15 protein-coding genes are annotated in these 16,311 nt (G+C 68.1%); 4 read left to right on the top strand and 11 right to left on the bottom strand.

From position 1 onward, the window contains the following. Nucleotides 1-12: 12 nt before the first annotated feature. The gene (locus ACZ4TV_RS13665) at nt 13-1,011 is read left to right on the top strand and encodes a LacI family DNA-binding transcriptional regulator (protein WP_468134028.1); all 999 of its coding nucleotides are present in this window, start codon (nt 13-15) and stop codon (nt 1,009-1,011) included. A 65-nt stretch (nt 1,012-1,076) separates the two neighbouring features. Here the strand turns inward: ACZ4TV_RS13665 and prcA are convergent, their stop codons facing one another. The 6 genes from prcA to arc form a co-directional block, all read right to left on the bottom strand. Continuing rightward, complete coding sequence (prcA, locus tag ACZ4TV_RS13660) at nt 1,077-1,841, bottom strand: proteasome subunit alpha (protein WP_468134026.1); 765 nt, start codon at nt 1,839-1,841, stop codon at nt 1,077-1,079. Nucleotides 1,842-1,887: 46 nt separating this feature from the next. Continuing rightward, a complete protein-coding gene (gene prcB, locus ACZ4TV_RS13655; RefSeq protein ID WP_468134024.1) occupies nt 1,888-2,727 on the bottom strand; it encodes a proteasome subunit beta in 840 nt (279 codons plus the stop codon). Continuing rightward, complete coding sequence (locus tag ACZ4TV_RS13650; RefSeq protein ID WP_468134119.1) at nt 2,679-2,912, bottom strand: endonuclease VII domain-containing protein; 234 nt, start codon at nt 2,910-2,912, stop codon at nt 2,679-2,681. Before ACZ4TV_RS13650 ends, prcB begins: the two co-directional genes overlap by 49 nt. A 402-nt stretch (nt 2,913-3,314) precedes the next feature. Next, nucleotides 3,315-3,527 carry a ubiquitin-like protein Pup gene (locus ACZ4TV_RS13645; RefSeq protein ID WP_030233608.1) on the bottom strand — a complete coding sequence of 71 codons (213 nt, stop codon included), beginning with the start codon at nt 3,525-3,527 and terminating at the stop codon, nt 3,315-3,317. Nucleotides 3,528-3,701: 174 nt separating this feature from the next. After that, nucleotides 3,702-5,213, bottom strand: coding sequence for a depupylase/deamidase Dop (dop, locus tag ACZ4TV_RS13640; protein WP_468134022.1), 1,512 nt, complete (start codon nt 5,211-5,213; stop codon nt 3,702-3,704). Nucleotides 5,214-5,486: 273 nt separating this feature from the next. Next, nucleotides 5,487-7,253 (bottom strand): proteasome ATPase, encoded by a 1,767-nt coding sequence (gene arc, locus ACZ4TV_RS13635; protein WP_468134020.1) that lies wholly within the window; start codon nt 7,251-7,253, stop codon nt 5,487-5,489. Nucleotides 7,254-7,517: 264 nt separating this feature from the next. Between arc and ACZ4TV_RS13630 the strand changes: the two genes are divergently transcribed. Then, complete coding sequence (locus ACZ4TV_RS13630; protein ID WP_468134018.1) at nt 7,518-7,838, top strand: ferredoxin; 321 nt, start codon at nt 7,518-7,520, stop codon at nt 7,836-7,838. Between the two features lie 4 nt (nt 7,839-7,842). Here ACZ4TV_RS13630 and ACZ4TV_RS13625 read toward each other — a convergent pair whose 3' ends face one another. From ACZ4TV_RS13625 to ACZ4TV_RS13615, 3 genes are all read right to left on the bottom strand, one after another. After that, nucleotides 7,843-8,442 carry a hypothetical protein gene (locus ACZ4TV_RS13625; protein WP_468134016.1) on the bottom strand — a complete coding sequence of 200 codons (600 nt, stop codon included), beginning with the start codon at nt 8,440-8,442 and terminating at the stop codon, nt 7,843-7,845. Nucleotides 8,443-8,674: 232 nt separating this feature from the next. Then, on the bottom strand, nt 8,675-9,571 hold the full coding sequence (locus ACZ4TV_RS13620) for a tRNA (adenine-N1)-methyltransferase (protein WP_468134014.1): 897 nt from the start codon (nt 9,569-9,571) through the stop codon (nt 8,675-8,677). Between the two features lie 18 nt (nt 9,572-9,589). After that, complete coding sequence (locus ACZ4TV_RS13615; RefSeq protein WP_468134012.1) at nt 9,590-10,879, bottom strand: site-2 protease family protein; 1,290 nt, start codon at nt 10,877-10,879, stop codon at nt 9,590-9,592. 68 nt (nt 10,880-10,947) lie between these two features. Here ACZ4TV_RS13615 and ACZ4TV_RS13610 point away from each other — a divergent pair, with 68 nt between their 5' ends. Together ACZ4TV_RS13610 and ACZ4TV_RS13605 are read left to right on the top strand one after the other, a co-directional pair. After that, nucleotides 10,948-11,862 (top strand): RecB family exonuclease, encoded by a 915-nt coding sequence (locus ACZ4TV_RS13610; RefSeq protein ID WP_468134010.1) that lies wholly within the window; start codon nt 10,948-10,950, stop codon nt 11,860-11,862. 65 nt (nt 11,863-11,927) lie between these two features. Then, nucleotides 11,928-12,599 carry a response regulator gene (locus ACZ4TV_RS13605; RefSeq protein WP_468134008.1) on the top strand — a complete coding sequence of 224 codons (672 nt, stop codon included), beginning with the start codon at nt 11,928-11,930 and terminating at the stop codon, nt 12,597-12,599. A 328-nt stretch (nt 12,600-12,927) separates the two neighbouring features. On the opposite strand, the gene ACZ4TV_RS13600 is transcribed toward ACZ4TV_RS13605, so the two are convergent. Together ACZ4TV_RS13600 and ACZ4TV_RS13595 are read right to left on the bottom strand one after the other, a co-directional pair. After that, on the bottom strand, nt 12,928-14,511 hold the full coding sequence (locus ACZ4TV_RS13600) for an ABC transporter substrate-binding protein (RefSeq protein WP_468134006.1): 1,584 nt from the start codon (nt 14,509-14,511) through the stop codon (nt 12,928-12,930). 71 nt (nt 14,512-14,582) lie between these two features. Next, nucleotides 14,583-16,187 carry an ABC transporter substrate-binding protein gene (locus ACZ4TV_RS13595; protein WP_468134004.1) on the bottom strand — a complete coding sequence of 535 codons (1,605 nt, stop codon included), beginning with the start codon at nt 16,185-16,187 and terminating at the stop codon, nt 14,583-14,585. Nucleotides 16,188-16,311: the final 124 nt, after the last annotated feature.

The raw sequence follows: 16,311 nt of genomic DNA, 5'->3' as shown, positions 1-16,311 counted from the left end.
CAGGAGCCACCTGTGACGAGACCCACCAGCCGCGACGTGGCCACCGCCGCCGGGGTCTCCCAGGCCACCGTCTCCCTCGTCCTCGGCGACAAATGGCCCGGCCGTGTCTCAGAACGCACCGCCATCCTCGTCCGCGAAACCGCCACCCGCCTCGGCTACCGCCCCAACCTCGCCGCCCGCAACCTCCGCCTCGGCTCCACCCGCACCGCCCTCCTCGTCGTCCCCGCCCTCACCAACGAATTCTTCGCCCGCGTCTACACCGGCGCCGCCCGCGTCGCCGCCGAACACGGCTTCGGCGTCGTCCTCTACCCCTCCCCCGACGGCACCGGCCCCGCCCGCGACCCCTTCGCCTCAGCCCGCGCCGCACTCGACGGAGTCATCGCCTCCTCCATGGCCGCCGACGCCCTCCACGCCATCGGCGGCGACACCCTCCCCCTCGTCATGCTCGACAGCGACCCCGCCGCCGGCAGCGCCGCCGCCCACGTCAACCTCGCCATGGCCGACGGCATGCGCCAGATCACCGAACACCTCCTCACCCTCGGCCACCGGCGCTTCCTCCACATCGCCTCCGCCGTCGACTCCTGGACCTTCGACACCCGCGCCCAAGCCCTGACCACCCTCCTCGGCCCCCACACCCAGCTGCGCACCGTACGGTCCCCCCTCACCGTCGACGGCGCCCGCACGGCCATGGAAACCGCCCTCGCCACCCCCCAGGACCGCCCCACCGCCATCGTCTGCGACGACGACATCCTCGCCGCCGGCGCCTGCAAGGCCGCCCGCCGCCTCGGCCTGCGCATCCCCGAGGACCTCTCCGTCACCGGCTTCGACGACCTCGCCCTCGCCACCGCCGTCGAACCCGAACTCACCACCGTCCACCTCCCCGCCGAACGCGTCGGCGAACAAGGCATGACCGCCCTCCTCGCCGTCCTCGAAGGCACCCCCTGGACCGCCCCCGACATCCCCGTCCACCTCATCGTCCGCGACTCCTCCGGCCCCGCCCCCACCCCCTGACCCCGAACACGACGAAGCCCCGGCCCACCGAAAACGGCAGACCGGGGCACCACGCAACGTACGGACTACTCCGCGTCGTCCTCCGCGGCCTCGTCATTCGACACCGCATCCGCCTGCGCCGCCGCCGGCACATCCGCCTCCAGCAACCGCGCCAACTGCCGACCCCGGATCCGCTTGAACTTGCGCTGCTGCGCCCGCGTCCGGTCCAGCACCGCCACCTCCAGCCGCTCCGCCGGAATCGTCTTCTCCGCACCGTTCGCCTGACTGGACAGCGCCTGCACCGCCAGCTTCAACGCCTCCGACAGAGTCATCCCGTCCCGATGACGCTGATCAAGGAACGTACTGATCTGCTCGGCATTGCCACCCACCGCGACCGAACCGTGCTCATCCACGATCGACCCGTCATGCGGAAGCCGATAGATCTGATCCCCGGCAGCCGTCGCACCCACCTCCGCGACGACCAACTCCACCTCGTACGGCTTCTCACCCGCACTCGAAAAGATCGTGCCCAGCGTCTGCGCGTACACGTTCGCCAGCCCACGGGCCGTCACATCATCACGGTCATAGGTGTACCCCCGCAGATCCGCGTACCGCACACCACCGATCCGCAGGTTCTCGTACTCGTTGTACTTACCGGCGGCCGCGAAACCGATCCGGTCATAGATCTCACTGAACTTGTGCAGCGCACGGGACGGATTCTCACCGACGAACACGATGCCGTCGGCGTACTGCAACACGACAAGGCTGCGACCACGGGCAATGCCCTTCCGGGCGTATTCCGCCCGGTCCGCCATGGCCTGCTGGGGTGACACATAGAACGGAGTCGACACCGGCTTTCCGTCCCTTTCTTCTGGGCGACGAGGAGACGAGGAGTGATCAGAGCAGGGCCGCGCGCGGCCCGTCGGGCTGCTCCATGCGCCGCTCCGTGATGGCCCGCGCGAGCTCCGAGGACTCCTCCTCGCTGAGCCTGCGGAAGCCCTCGTCGGTGATGACGGTGACGATCGGGAAGATCCGGCGGTACAGATCCGGACCACCGGTCGCCGAGTCGTCGTCGGCGGCGTCGTACAGCGCCTGCACGACCAGCGTGGTGGCCTGCTGCTCCGTCAGGTCGTCGCGGTACAGCTTCTTCATGGAACCGCGGGCGAAGATCGAACCGGAACCGGTCGCGGCGAAACCGTGCTCCTCCGAGCGGCCACCGGTCACGTCGTACGAGAAGATCCGGCCCTTCTCCATGGCCTCGTCGTACCCCGCGAACAGCGGTACGACGGCCAGCCCCTGCATCGCCATGCCCAGATTGCTCCGGATCATGGTGGACAGCCGGTTCGCCTTGCCCTCCAGCGAAAGGGTCGTCCCCTCCACCTTCTCGAAGTGCTCCAGCTCCAGCTGGAACAGCTTCACCATCTCCACGGCCAGGCCGGCCGTACCGGCGATGCCCACGGCGGAGTACTCGTCGGCCGGGAACACCTTCTCGATGTCCCGCTGCGCGATCATGTTCCCCATGGTCGCCCGCCGGTCACCGGCGAGCACGACCCCACCGGGGAAGGTGGCGGCGACGATGGTCGTCCCGTGCGGCGCCTCGACGACACCCTCCGGCAGCTTGCGGTTGCCGGGCAGCATCTCGGGCGAGTGCGCGCCCAGGAAGTCCATGAAGGACGACGACCCCGGCGTCAGGAAGGCTGCCGGTAGACGCCCTGTGCCACGATTGTTGGCTTCCACGCGTGTCCCTCCAGATATGAGACGACCCGACGGGCAGCGTCAGGATCGTCACCCAACTTGCCGATGGCCGTGTTGCAGTTGAAGCACAGTACGCCTCGGACCTTACCCGTGGTGTGGCAATGATCCACATGCACGGCTGGAGCCTTCAGACAGATGAGGCAAACGCCGCCTTGCGCTGCGATCATCGCGTCGCGCTCAGCCTCCGTCATTCCGTAGGAACGCTTGAGGTGACCCGCCCGACCCTGAACGGCCCGGCAGGCCTTGCACCGTGTAGACAGCCCATCAGAAGCTGTTGCGTTCTTGTGCCAGTCGCTGTGCGGCTTGATCTCACCGCACTGCCGACACAGCTTCCATCCCTGCGGGACTTCCACCTTCTCCTTGACGACCTTGCCTCTGGCCGCCTGACGTCGCCTGTAGTGATCGGCGCTGTACGCCGCCACACACTCGCGACATCTGGTCTGGAGACCGTCCCCTCGATTGCGATCCGAGGCGAATCCGCTCAGGGGCACATCGCGGCCGCAACCACGACACAATTTGGAACCGTTGGACATGGCCCCAGCCTGGCGGATTCACCTTGGATTCGAAGGCTATTCGCCGCCTTTTTGTACGAAACTCCGAACGAAGTCCTCGGCATTTTCCTCGAGCACATCATCGATTTCGTCCAGTACGGAGTCGACGTCGTCGGAGAGCTTTTCCTGGCGCTCCTTGAGGTCGGTCGATTCCTCGACCGCCGCCTCCTCGACCTCCTCGGTCGAGCGCGTCGCCTTCTGCTGTCCGCCGCCGGTGTCCTTGGTCGCCATGTCTACCTCACCCCGCTCGGTTCGCACGCTCACATCGAGGGACCCCGGGATTCGGGATCCCTCAAGATCAGACCCTACGTCCGACCCTACAAGGAGGGTCCGACATTCGTCCCCGCACTTTCATAACGTGCGGTTCTCTTCATGATTCCCGGGCCGGACGCCTTTCAGGCCCCCTCACTGCCCCGAAAGCACCCGGACCAGGTCCTCCGCCGTACGGCAGCGGTCCAGGAGCTCCTTGACGTGGTTGCGGGTCCCCCGCAGGGGTTCCAGCGTCGGGACCCGCTGGAGCGAGTCACGCCCCGGGAGGTCGAAGATCACCGAGTCCCACGAGGCCGCGGCCACGTCGTCCGCGTACTGCTCCAGGCAGCGCCCCCGGAAGTACGCCCGGGTGTCCTCCGGCGGCTTGCTCTGGGCCCGCTCCACGTCCGGCTCCCGCACCAGCCGCTGCATCTTGCCGCGGGCCACCAGGCGGTTGTAGAGGCCCTTCTCGGGCCGTACGTCCGCGTACTGGAGGTCCACCAGGTGCAGCCGCGCCGCGTCCCAGCCCAGCGCGTCCCGGCGCCGGTAGCCCTCCAGGATCTCCCGCTTCGCGATCCAGTCCAGCTCTCCCGACAGGCTCATCGGGTCGCTCTCCAGCCGGCCCAGCACGTCCTCCCAGCGGGTCAGCACGTCCTTGGTCTGGTCGTCCGCGTCGGAACCGAAACGCTCCTCCACGTACTTCCGGGCCAGCTCGAAGTACTCCATCTGGAGTTGTACGGCGGTCAGCGTCCGGCCGCTGCGCAGCGTGATGAGGTGCCCCAGGTCCGGGTCGTGGGAGACCTGGTGGAGGGTGCGTACGGGCTGGTCGACGGCCAGGTCGACGTTGATGAACCCGTCTTCGATCATGGACAGGACAAGCGCGGTCGTGCCGAGCTTCAGGTAGGTGGAGATCTCGGACAGGTTGGCGTCGCCGATGATCACGTGCAGGCGGCGGTATTTCTCGGCGTCGGAGTGCGGCTCGTCCCGGGTATTGATGATGGGCCGCTTCAGGGTGGTCTCCAGGCCGACCTCGACCTCGAAGTAGTCCGCGCGCTGGCTGATCTGGAAGCCGTGGTCGCGGCCGTCCTGCCCGATGCCCACGCGTCCCGCGCCGGTCACGACCTGTCGCGAGACGAAGAAGGGGGTCAGGTGGCGCACGATCTCCGAGAAGGGGGTTTCCCGCTTCATCAGGTAGTTCTCGTGGGTGCCGTAGGAGGCGCCCTTGTTGTCGGTGTTGTTCTTGTAGAGGTGGATCGGCTGGGCGCCGGGGAGCTGGGCGGCCCGTACGGCGGCCTCGGCCATGATCCGCTCGCCGGCCTTGTCCCAGAGGACGGCGTCGAGCGGGTTGGTGACCTCGGGTGAGCTGTATTCGGGGTGCGCGTGGTCGACGTAGAGCCGTGCGCCGTTGGTGAGGATGACGTTGGCGAGGCCGATGTCCTCGTCGGTGAGCTGGCTGTTGTCGGCGGCCTCGCGGGCGAGGTCGAAGCCGCGGGCGTCCCGCAGCGGATTCTCCTCCTCGAAGTCCCAGCGGGCACGTCGCGCCCGGTGCATCGCCGCCGCGTAGGCGTTGACGATCTGGGACGAGGTGAGCATGGCATTGGCGTTCGGGTGCCCGGGGACAGAGATCCCGTACTCCGTCTCGATCCCCATTACTCGCCGTACGGTCATGCGGCCCTCCTTGCCCGGCGGCGCTCCCCTTCGGGAGCGGCGCTCAAGTACCGCTGGTGCTCCGGTGCGTATGCCTGTGCGGTGCCCGTCCCCGCACTGCGCGTCCGGCGGTACGGAAGAGCCTAGAACCACTGCGCGCTCGTGGGGAGATCATTTCCGTCATTGGATGTGCCTTGTCACCGGCTGAAAAGCGGCCGGTATAGCAGTCGGGTACTCCGGGTAAAGCAGTCGGCTGCGGATGCCCGGGGAGGGCATCCGCAGCCGCTCCGCCTATCAGAGGTACTGACCGGTATTGGCCACCGTGTCGATGGAGCGTCCGCTGTCCGCGCCTTGCTTTCCGGTGACGAGGGTGCGGATGAATACGATCCGCTCGCCCTTCTTTCCGGAGATGCGGGCCCAGTCGTCCGGGTTGGTGGTGTTGGGCAGGTCCTCGTTCTCCTTGAACTCGTCCACGCAGGCCTGGATGAGGTGGGAGACCCGCAGGCCCTTCTGGTTGTGCTCGAGGAAGGCCTTGATCGCCATCTTCTTCGCACGGTCCACGATGTTCTGGATCATCGCGCCCGAGTTGAAGTCCTTGAAGTAGAGGACTTCCTTGTCGCCGTTGGCGTACGTGACCTCGAGGAAGCGGTTCTCCTCGGTTTCGGCGTACATCTGCTCGACGACGGTCTGGATCATGCTGTGGACGGTGCCGGCCGTGGAGCCCTGGTGTTCGGACAGGTCGTCCGCGTGCAGGGGCAGGGAGGCCTTGAGGTACTTGGCGAAGATGTCCTTCGCGGCTTCGGCGTCCGGGCGCTCGATCTTGATCTTCACGTCGAGGCGGCCGGGGCGCAGGATGGCCGGGTCGATCATGTCCTCGCGGTTGGAGGCGCCGATGACGATGACGTTCTCGAGGCCTTCCACGCCGTCGATCTCGGCGAGGAGCTGCGGGACGATGGTGTTCTCCACGTCCGAGCTGACGCCGGATCCGCGGGTGCGGAAGAGGGATTCCATCTCGTCGAAGAAGACGATGACGGGGGTGCCCTCGCTCGCCTTCTCCCGGGCACGCTGGAAGACGAGGCGGATGTGCCGCTCGGTCTCGCCGACGTACTTGTTGAGGAGCTCGGGGCCCTTGATGTTCAGGAAGTACGACTTCCCGGCGGGCTGGCCGGTCACCTCGGCGACCTTCTTGGCAAGGGAGTTGGCCACGGCCTTGGCGATGAGCGTCTTGCCGCAGCCGGGGGGGCCGTAGAGCAGGATGCCCTTGGGGGGGCGCAGTTCGTGTTCCTTGAACAGGTCCGGGTAGAGGTACGGGAGCTCGACGGCGTCGCGGATCAGCTCGATCTGGTCGCCCAGGCCGCCGATCTTGTCGTAGTCGATGTCGGGGACCTCTTCGAGGACGAGTTCCTCGACCTCGCTCTTGGGGACGACCTCGTAGACGTAGCCGGAGCGGGGTTCGAGCAGGAGGGCGTCGCCGGCGCGGATGGTGATGTTCCGGAGCGGCTCGGCGAGCCTCACCACCCTTTCCTCGTCGGTGTGGCCGACGACCAGGGCGCGCTCGCCGTCCTCGAGGATCTCCTTGAGGGTGACGATGTCCCCGGCCCGCTCGAATTCCATGGCCTCGACCACGTTGAGGGCCTCGTTGAGCATGACTTCCTGGCCGCGCCGGAGGTCTTCCGGGTCGACGCTGGGGCTGACGTTCACGCGGAGCTTTCGGCCTCCGGTGAAGATGTCGACGGTGCCGTCCTCGTTGGCCTGCAGGAAGACACCGAAGCCTGCCGGCGGCTGTGCGAGCCGGTCGACTTCTTCCTTGAGGGCCACGATCTGGTCGCGGGCCTCACGGAGGGTATTCGCGAGTCGTTCGTTCTGTGCGGAGACGCCGGCCAGATTTGTCTGCAGCTCGACGATCCGCTCTTCGAGAATCCTCGTGTGTCGCGGAGAGTCGGCGAGCTTACGTCGCAGGACGGCGATTTCCTGCTCGAGATAGGCAACCTGGCCGGCGGGGTCCTCAGACCCTCGCCCGGGCCGGATGCCGCGGTTGATGTCGTCGTCGTGGGCTGCCACGGTCCTCACCTCCTCCAAGGGGAGCTGGACGCTTCCTGACCCTACCTGGGCTGGTGGTGATTGAAACCCCTAGATCACAAAGACGGTAGAGGTGTGTCCGATCTTCACCCTTGCGTACTCCCTCACGCCAAGGAAATACCCACCCATCAAACTCGGGAAGCAGCCGGTTGTAAGGTCGAAGTGTTCAACACCCGTCAGGGCTCGCGCGACTTGCTGCGAGTTGTGATCGGGATGGATCACTCAGCGCAGGAAACGGCAGGAGATATGACCGTGCAGCAGGAGGCTCCGACGGGCGTGGCCGACGAGGCCGGCGAGGCGCTCGAGGTCTGGATCGATCAGGACCTGTGCACCGGGGACGGCATCTGCGCGCAGTACGCGCCTGAGGTGTTCGAGCTGGACATCGATGGTCTGGCGTATGTGAAGAGCGCGGAGGACGAGCTGCTGCAGGAGGCGGGGGCGACCGCTCCGGTTCCGCTGACGCTGCTCCAGGACGTGGTCGACTCGGCGAAGGAATGTCCGGGGGACTGTATTCACGTAAGGCGCGTTTCGGACAGGGTGGAAGTGTTCGGCCCCGACGCGGAGTGACGTTTCAAACACTCCTGGCGGCCGGGTCCGTCAGCTCCTGGCGGAATTTTCCGTCGGCCCAGCGCCACTTGGCAAGCTGTTTCTTGTCGGGGCAGCAGCGCGGGATCTCGGGTGCGGAGTAGCCGAGGAGGCTCGCGGTGACGACTCGGTCGCGCACGGTGAGTTCCGTGGCGGTCTGGCGTTGCGGGGTGTCGAGCAGCGTGGCCACGACGCGGGGGCGGGCGTTGTGGGTGGTCGGGTCCTGGGTGAGTACGTAGATCGCGTGGGGTGGGGTGCCGGAGCCGGCTTGGCAGCGGACGGCGGCCACGGTCTCGGGGCGGCCGTCGCCGTCGAGGTCGCCCTGGGCGGTGGTGGTGACGGTGTGCGGTGCGCCCTTGCAGTCGAGGGGGTAGGTGACCGCGGTCGCGTCGGGAGCGGCGGCCCGGGGGCCGTTCGCGGTGGGGGCTGCCGTGGCCGCGGCGGTGCCGGTGGCCGGCTGTACGAGTCCCGCTGCGGCTATGACGGCGGCCATGGCGGTGGCCGTGGCGAGCCAGTGGATGGGCCTGGTGCCGCTGTGCGCCAGGGTTTCCGATGTCGGCGCCAGCTGGGCGGGGCTGTGCTGCACTCGGGGTGTCTCCTGTGCGACGGGTGACGGGTGACGGGGAGCCAGCATCGTGCCACACCTCACACGGAGGTGGAACGGCCGGGTCCGGTGGGGCCGGACCGGCTGGGCCGCCGGGTACCCGCGGTGGGGTACCGGCCGCCGGTACCCGGACAACGAAGAGGCGCTGTGGCGCAGTTCCCGGATCGTCCGGGGAACTGCGCCACAGCGCCGTCGTGTTGGGTCGGCCGTGCCGTTACGCGGAGCGGTCGCTGCCGGGGCCCTCGTAGTCCTCGCCGTAGGCGCCCTTGGAGGGGCGGCGGCGGCGCAGCGGGGGCTCGACGCCGTCCGCGAGGCGGCGGGCGGTGACGAGGAAGCCGGTGTGGCCGATCATCCGGTGGTCCGGGCGGACGGCGAGGCCTTCGACGTGCCAGTTGCGGATCATCGATTCCCAGGGCTGCGGCTCGGCGTAGCAGCCGAACTCGCGGATGGATTCGACCGTCCGGGCGAGCTGGGTGGTGGTGGCCACGTAGCAGCAGAGGATGCCGCCGGGGACGAGTGCCTTGGAGACGGCCTCCAGGCATTCCCAGGGGGCGAGCATGTCGAGGATCACGCGGTCGACGTCGCTGTCGGACAGGTTGTCCTGGAGGTCGCCGACGGTGAGCTGCCACGCGGGGTGGGGGCCGCCGAAGTAGCGCTCGACGTTGGCCGTGGCGATCTCGGCGAAGTCCGCGCGGCGCTCGTAGCTGTGGAGCATGCCCTGGTCGCCGATGGCGCGCAGCAGGAAGCTGCTCAGGGAGCCGGAGCCGACGCCTGCCTCCACGACGCGGGCGCCGGGGAAGATGTCGGCGAAGGCCAGGATCTGGCCCGCGTCCTTGGGGTAGACCACGGCGGCGCCGCGGGGCATGGACAGGACATAGTCGGGGAGCAGGGGGCGCAGCGCGAGGTACGCGACGTTGCCCGTGGTGCGGACAACACTGCCCTCGGGAGCACCGATCAGCTCGTCGTGCGGGAAGGAACCCTTGTGGGTGTGGAAATTCTTCCCGGCTTCGAGCGTGAACGTGTAGTGGCGGCCCTTGGGGTCGGTGAGCTGAACCTGGTCCCCGACCTCGAAGGGCCCGCGTCGGCGGGCGGCACCGGTCGGTTCGGACATGTGACCAGTGTATTGGCTTCAGGACTGGGGCCGCGCCATGGCCTTCACGAAGGCTTTTTCGACGTCGAGGGTGGACAGGACGCCGTAGATCTCGCCGCCGGGTTCGAGGACGAGGTATTCGGTGGCGGGGGTGGCGCGGAGGCGGTCGAGGAGTTCTTCGCCGGTGAGATCCGCGGAAACCTTCATGCCGTCGGTGAGGTCCTGGGCGAGGGTGCTGACGGCGACCCAGGGGCGGCGGTGTTCGGGGACGGAGGCGATGGCGCTCTCGCGGACGATGGCGGTGGGGTCTCCGTGGCCGTCCACGATGACGAGGGCGCGGGCGCCGGCTTCGTTGGCGCGGCGCAGGGCTTCGGAGAGGGGGGTGGCGTTCTCGACGGGGATGGCGCGGCGGGTGAGGGTGCGGGCGCGTAGTTCGGGGAGGTGTTCGCGCAGTCGGGCCATGCGCAGGCTGTTGCCGGCGCCGGTCCAGATGATGGCGGCGAGGATGGCGGCGAGCAGGGCGTCCATGACGGTGTCCATGCCGCCGATCTCCTGGGTGCTGTTGCCGAGGAGTCCGGTGTGGGTGAGGAGGGGCAGGCCGAGGAGGACGGCGACGGCGAGGGCGCGGCCGACCCAGGCGGCGGCGACGGTGCCGGCCATGGGTTTGCCGGTGATGCCCCAGATGAGGGCGCGGAGCATGCGGCCGCCGTCGAGGGGGAGGCCGGGGAGCAGGTTGAAGGCGGCGACGAGGAGGTTGGAGATCATCAGGCCGGCGAGGAGGACGCCGGGGACGGTGGCCGGGTCGACGGCTTTCATGCCGAGGTAGAAGGCTCCGGCGAGGAGGAGGGAGAGCAGGGGGCCGACGAAGGCGAGGACGAATTCGCGGCCGGGGGTCTCGGATTCCTTTTCGATCTCGGAGACTCCGCCGAAGAACTGGAGCTGGATGCGGCGCACGGGGAGTTTGAAGCGGAGGGCGGCGACGGTGTGCGCGAGTTCGTGGACCAGTACGGAGGCGTAGAAGGCGACGGCGAAGAAGAGGGAGACGAGGTAGCGGACGGGTCCGAGGTCGGGCAGGACGCGGTCGAGCTGGTCGCCGAAGACCCAGGTGATGAGGGCGGCGACGAGGAACCAGCTGGGTGAGACGTAGACGGGCACGCCGAAGGGGCGGCCCATGAGGATTCCGCCGCCCGGTCCGGAGCGCCGGCCTGGGCGCTCGCCGGTTTCGTCGGTGTCTGCCACGGCTGTCCTTCGTTCGGTGCTGGTGTTTCGAGTGGGGTGCTGATCGTGTGTGGCGTTGTGTGCTGGAGCGGGTGGTGTTGCTCCGATCATGCAGGGTGCGGGGTCTTGGCGTCGATGGTATGCGCGTGCTGTCGGTGGCGGGTCGTAGGGTTTCGTGCATGACGACGAGCCCCGGTGCTGTGCCAGGCGCAGCCGATGCCGACGCGCCGAGCGCTGTGGCGCCCGCTTCGCTCTCCCCTTCGCGGGCGAGCGATTTCATGCAGTGCCCGCTGTTGTACCGGTTCCGGGTGATCGACAAGCTGCCGGAGAAGCCCAGTGCGGCGGCTACCCGCGGGACGCTGGTGCATGCCGTGCTGGAGCGGCTCTTCGATGATCCGGCGGTGGAGCGGACGGCGCCGCGGGCGAAGGCGTTGATTCCGGGGCAGTGGGATCGGCTGCTGGAGGCGAGGCCGGAGTTGGCGGAGCTGTTCCCGGAGGGTGACGAGGGGGCGGGGCTGGCGCGGTGGCTGACGGAGGCCGAGGCGCTGGTGGAGCGGTGGTTCACGTTGGAGGACCCGACGCGGCTGGAGCCGGTGGAGCGGGAGTTCTTCGTGGAGACGGAGCTGGAGTCGGGGCTGCGGTTGCGGGGGATCATCGACCGGGTGGACGTGGCGCCGACGGGTGAGGTGCGGATCGTCGACTACAAGACGGGCAAGGCGCCGCGGCCGGAGTATGCCGAGGGTGCGTTGTTCCAGATGAAGTTCTACGCGTTGGTGGTGTGGCGGCTGAAGCAGGTGGTGCCCCGGCGGCTGCAGCTGGTGTATCTGGGCAGCGGGGACGTGTTGACGTACGACCCGGTGGTGGCGGATCTGGAGCGGGTGGAGCGCAAGCTCCTCGCGTTGTGGGAGGCGATCCGGGAGGCGACGCGGACGGGTGAGTGGCGGCCGCGGCCGACGAAGCTGTGCGGCTGGTGTGATCATCGGGCGGTGTGTCCCGAGTTCGGCGGGACTCCCCCGGCCTATCCTCTGATGATCATCCCGAAGCCCGCGGCGGAGGCGGCGCCGGTGGAGACGGCTCGGCCGGCCGATTCCTGAGCGTCCGGCCAGGGCAGAATGGGCGGCGTCCGCCGAAGCCGTCCGACGAATACGAGGTAGACCCCGTGGCCATCCGCGTCCTTCTGGTCGACGACCAGCCACTGCTGCGCACCGGTTTCCGGATGATCCTGGAGGCCGAGGAGGACCTGGCGGTGGTCGGTGAGGCCGGGGACGGTCTGCAGGCGCTGGACCAGGTGCGGGCGCTGCAGCCGGATGTGGTGCTGATGGACATCCGGATGCCGCGGATGGACGGGGTGGAGGCGACCCGGCAGATCACCGGTCCGGGCCGGGACGGGCCGGCGAAGGTGCTGGTGCTGACCACGTTCGACCTGGACGAGTACGTGGTGGAGGCGCTGCGGGCGGGGGCGAGCGGGTTCCTGCTGAAGGACGCGCCGGCCAATGAGCTGGTGCAGGCGATCCGGGTGGTGGCGGGGGGCGAGGCGATGCTCGCGCCGAGCATCACGCGGCGGCTGCTGGACAAGTACGCGGGGCACCTGCCGTCGGGTGAGGAGAGCGTCCCGGACACGCTGGGGACGCTGACCGAGCGTGAGGTGGAGGTGCTGAAGCTGGTGGCGCGGGGCCTGTCGAACGCGGAGATCGCGGCGGACCTGTTCGTGAGCGAGACCACGGTCAAGACGCATGTGGGGCACGTGCTGACGAAGCTGGGGTTGCGGGACCGGGTCCAGGCGGCCGTGTACGCGTACGAGAGCGGTCTGGTGCGTCCCGGCTCCAACTAGTGCTGTGACCGGAAAGGTTCACCGGGTCACGGCGCCCGGCACGGCACCTCGCGGCGTTGTCGGACCGCGCAAGTACGTCCAGTACGAGCCGCGGTCCTCCGCCTTGCGATCCACCGCACCGGACGCCGCGACCCGGCAAACCTTTCCGGCCACAGCACTAGACCCTGCCGGAGGCCGCACAGGGCGAGTGAGCCGAAGGGGGCGCGTCGGCGAAGGAGGGCGAACGCCCGGAGAAAACCGCGAGGAACGAGCGGTTTTCGAGGACGTACGCCCTCCTGGAGCCGACATCAGCGCCCCCGGAGGCGAGCGAGCCCCAAAAAAAAGGGGGTCAGCCCTTGCTGATCTCCCAGAAGCGGAAGACGGTCGAGGCGTCGAGGGACCACTGGAGGCCGTTGACGTTCTGGCGGGTGACGGCGTACTGCTTGCCCTGCCAGAGCGGAAGGAGCGGGATCTCGTCGGCGACGATGTCCTGGAGCCGGTTGTAGTCCGTGTTGGCCGCGGTGCGGTCGGACTTCGCGGAGGTCGACGGGATGATCGTCCCGTTGATCTCCTTGTTCTCGTAGTTGTTGTTCAGGACGTTGCCCGGGCCGAAGAACGGCTGCGTGAAGTTGTCGGCGTCCGGGTAGTCGGGGACCCAGCCCTTGACGTACACGCCGTACTTGCCGGCCTGGATGTCCTTCTCGTACTGCTCGAACTCCACGGACTTGACGTCGGCCTCGAAGAGCCCGCTGTCGTTGAGCTGCTTGGCGATGACCTCGAACTGCTGGTCGGTGGAGGGGCCGTAGCGGGTCGGGGTGGAGTACAGGGTCAGTTTGACCTTGCCGTTGATGCCGGCGGCCTTGAGGACGGCCTTGGCCTTCTCGGGCTGCGGGCTGCCGCCGTAGCGGTCGAAGAACGCCGTGGTGTGTCCGGCGATGCCGGTCGGGACGATGGAGTAGAGCGGGGTGGCGGTGCCCGCGTACACGTCCTTGACGAGTGCTTCGCGGTCCACGAGGTAGGCGATGGCCTTGCGGACGGGGAGCTTGCCGGCGACGGGGTCGTTGATGTTGAAGACCATGTGCTCGACTTCGGCGCCGGTGCCCTGGACGACGTCGACCTTGTTGTCGCCGGTCTTGGTCGAGGCGAGGGCGGCGATGTCCTTGGCGGCGAGGCCGCGGAACGCGAAGTCCACGTCCCCGCTCTCCAGGACCGTCTTGAGGCCGGCCTGGTCGCCGTTGAAGAACTTCAGCGTGACGCCGGTGTTCTTGGCCTTGGCCTTGCCGCTGTAGGAGTCGTTGACGGAGAAGGTGGCGCTCTTGTCGCTGAACGCGTCCAGCTTGTAGACGCCGGAGCCGATCGCCTTGTTGTCCGTACGCAGCTTGTCCGCCGGGTACTCGCTGTGGTCGACGATGGAGCCCGCACCCGAGGCGATCTTGCTGGGGAAGGTCGCGTCGGACGTCTTGAGGCGGAAGATGACGGTCTTGTCGTCGGGGGCGTCGATGCCCGCGATCGACGAGAGCATCACGGCCGGGCCGTTCTCGTCGTTGATCTTCAGCGTGCGTTCGAAGGAGAACTTGACGTCCTTCGAGGTGAGGCTGTGGCCGTTGCTGAACTTCAGACCGGACCGCAGGGTGCACTTGTAGAGCTTGCTGTCACCGCCCTCGAAGCCGCAGCTCTGCGCGGCGTCGGGCTCGGGGGTGGTACCGCCCTTGGGGAAGCTCAGCAGCGACTGGAAGACGTTGTTGAAGAGCAGCCAGGAGCCGGGGTCGTAGCCCGCCGCCGGGTCGGTGGACTTCACCTTGTCGGATATGCCCATGACCACGCCCTTGCCGCCGCCGGCATTGGAGCCATCCGTCGAACCGCAACCGCTGAGCAGCGCGGCGGCGGTGGCTGCGCCGAGCGGGGCCGCCAACCACTGGTTACGTCTCATCACGCGAACGTCCTTCACAGTCGAACTGTTTCGTTGCGCCGGCCCGCGGAACCCGCTGCCGGTTGGTGCCGTTGTCAGCCGCTGACACCGCGGCCGAGTTCCCACAGCTGGAGGTCGGAGATGGCGTTGACCGACCACTCCACTCCGGTGATCCCGTCGCGTGCGGCGACGTACTGCTTGCCCTGCCACAGAGGCAGGACGGGCACGTCCTCGGCGACGATGTCCTGTATCTCCGTGATCGCGGGGAGGGCGATGTTACGGTCGGCCGCGCGCCGGGATTCGGGGAGGAGCCTGGTGCGCACCGTGCTGTTGGCGTACGGCGTGCCCAGGAAGTTGTCCTGCTCCAGGAACGGGGCGAGGAAGTTGTCGGCGTCCGGGTAGTCGGGGAACCAGCCGAGCCCGTAGGCGGCGTGGTCGCCCTTCTTCTGCGCGGGGCGGAAGTCGGACCATTCGCTGCCCTGGACGGTGATGTCGAAGAGCTGGGTGGAGTTGAGCTGGGCCTTCAGAGCCTCGAACTCGGCTGCCGTGCCGTCGCCGTAGTGGTCGTTGGTGTAGTGCAGGGTCAGCTTGACCGGGGTCTTGATCCCGGCCTCCTTCAACAGGGCGGCGGCCTTGGGCGTGTTGGCCTCGCCGTACTTGTTGAAGAAGGAGTTGACGTGGCCGTTCACGCTGGTGGGGACCAGTGAGTAGAGCGGCTGCGCGGCCTTGCCGTAGACCTTGGAGATGAGGGCGTCCCGGTTGACGGCGGCGGCGAGGGCCTGGCGTACGGCCTTTTCCCTGACGACCGGTGCCTCGGTGTTGAAGCCGAGGTAGCGGATCTCCAGGCCGGGCATCGGGACCAGCTTGACGCCCTTGGGGGGCTTGGCGGAGAACTCGCTGATCTGGGTGGGCGACAGGGTGCGGGAGACCATGTGGATCTTCCCGTCGGTGAGCGCCTTGCCCATGGCCGCGGAGTCGGGGTAGGTGCGCAGTTCGGCCTTGTCGTTCTTGAGCTTGAGGTCGCCCTTGTAGTGCGGGTTCTTGGTGAACACGGCGCGGACGAGCTGGTTGTCCTTGACTTCGGCCTTCATCGTGTACGGGCCGGAGCCGTCGACGGCGAAGCCCTCGCGGAGCTTCTTGGCGTCGTAGTTCTTCTCGCTGACGATGCCGGCGGCGGGGGTGGAGAGCTTGTGCGGGAAGGTCGCGTCGGGGGTCTTCAGGTGGAAGACGACGGTGTCGGCGCCCTGGACCTCGACGTTGTCGAGGGTGGAGAGCAGCGAGGACGGGCCGTTCTCGTCCTTGATGGCGCGGACGCGGTCGATGGAGAACTTGACGTCTTTGGCCGTGAGCGGGTCGCCACTGGCGAACTTGAGCCCGGGGCGCAGGGTGCAGCGGTAGCTCTCGTTGCCGGCGTCGGTGAAGCGGCAGGCGGAGGCCGCTTCGGGGACGGGCTGGCCGCCGCCGCGCGGGGTGTGCATCAGCGTCTGGACGGTCTGGCGCAGGACGTTCCAGGCGCCGGCGTCGTAGGCGTAGGCCGGGTCGAAGGGGGCGGGAGCGAAGTCTGCGGCCTCGAACCGGTCGGTGGTGCCGACGACGATCGCTCCGGATCCCGCTCCTCCGCCGCTGGCGCTGCCGCAGGCCGCCAGTGTGGGGGTGAGCAGTCCGGCCGCGGCCGTCAGCACCATGGTCTTGCGGTTCATGCTGGAAGTACTCCCTGTGACCGGCGCTTGCTCAAAGCGGTGTAAAGGGCACTTCGCGGCGGTCGCCCGTTCAGGGCGGAACGATCGGGCCGGTGTAGTGACGATCGGTCCACGCGGTCCCGGC

It is taken from the genome of Streptomyces sp. NPDC028910 (assembly GCF_055564955.1).
The sequence above is the reverse complement of the archived record's forward strand: the minus strand, read 5'-3'. Positions and strand labels throughout refer to the sequence as shown.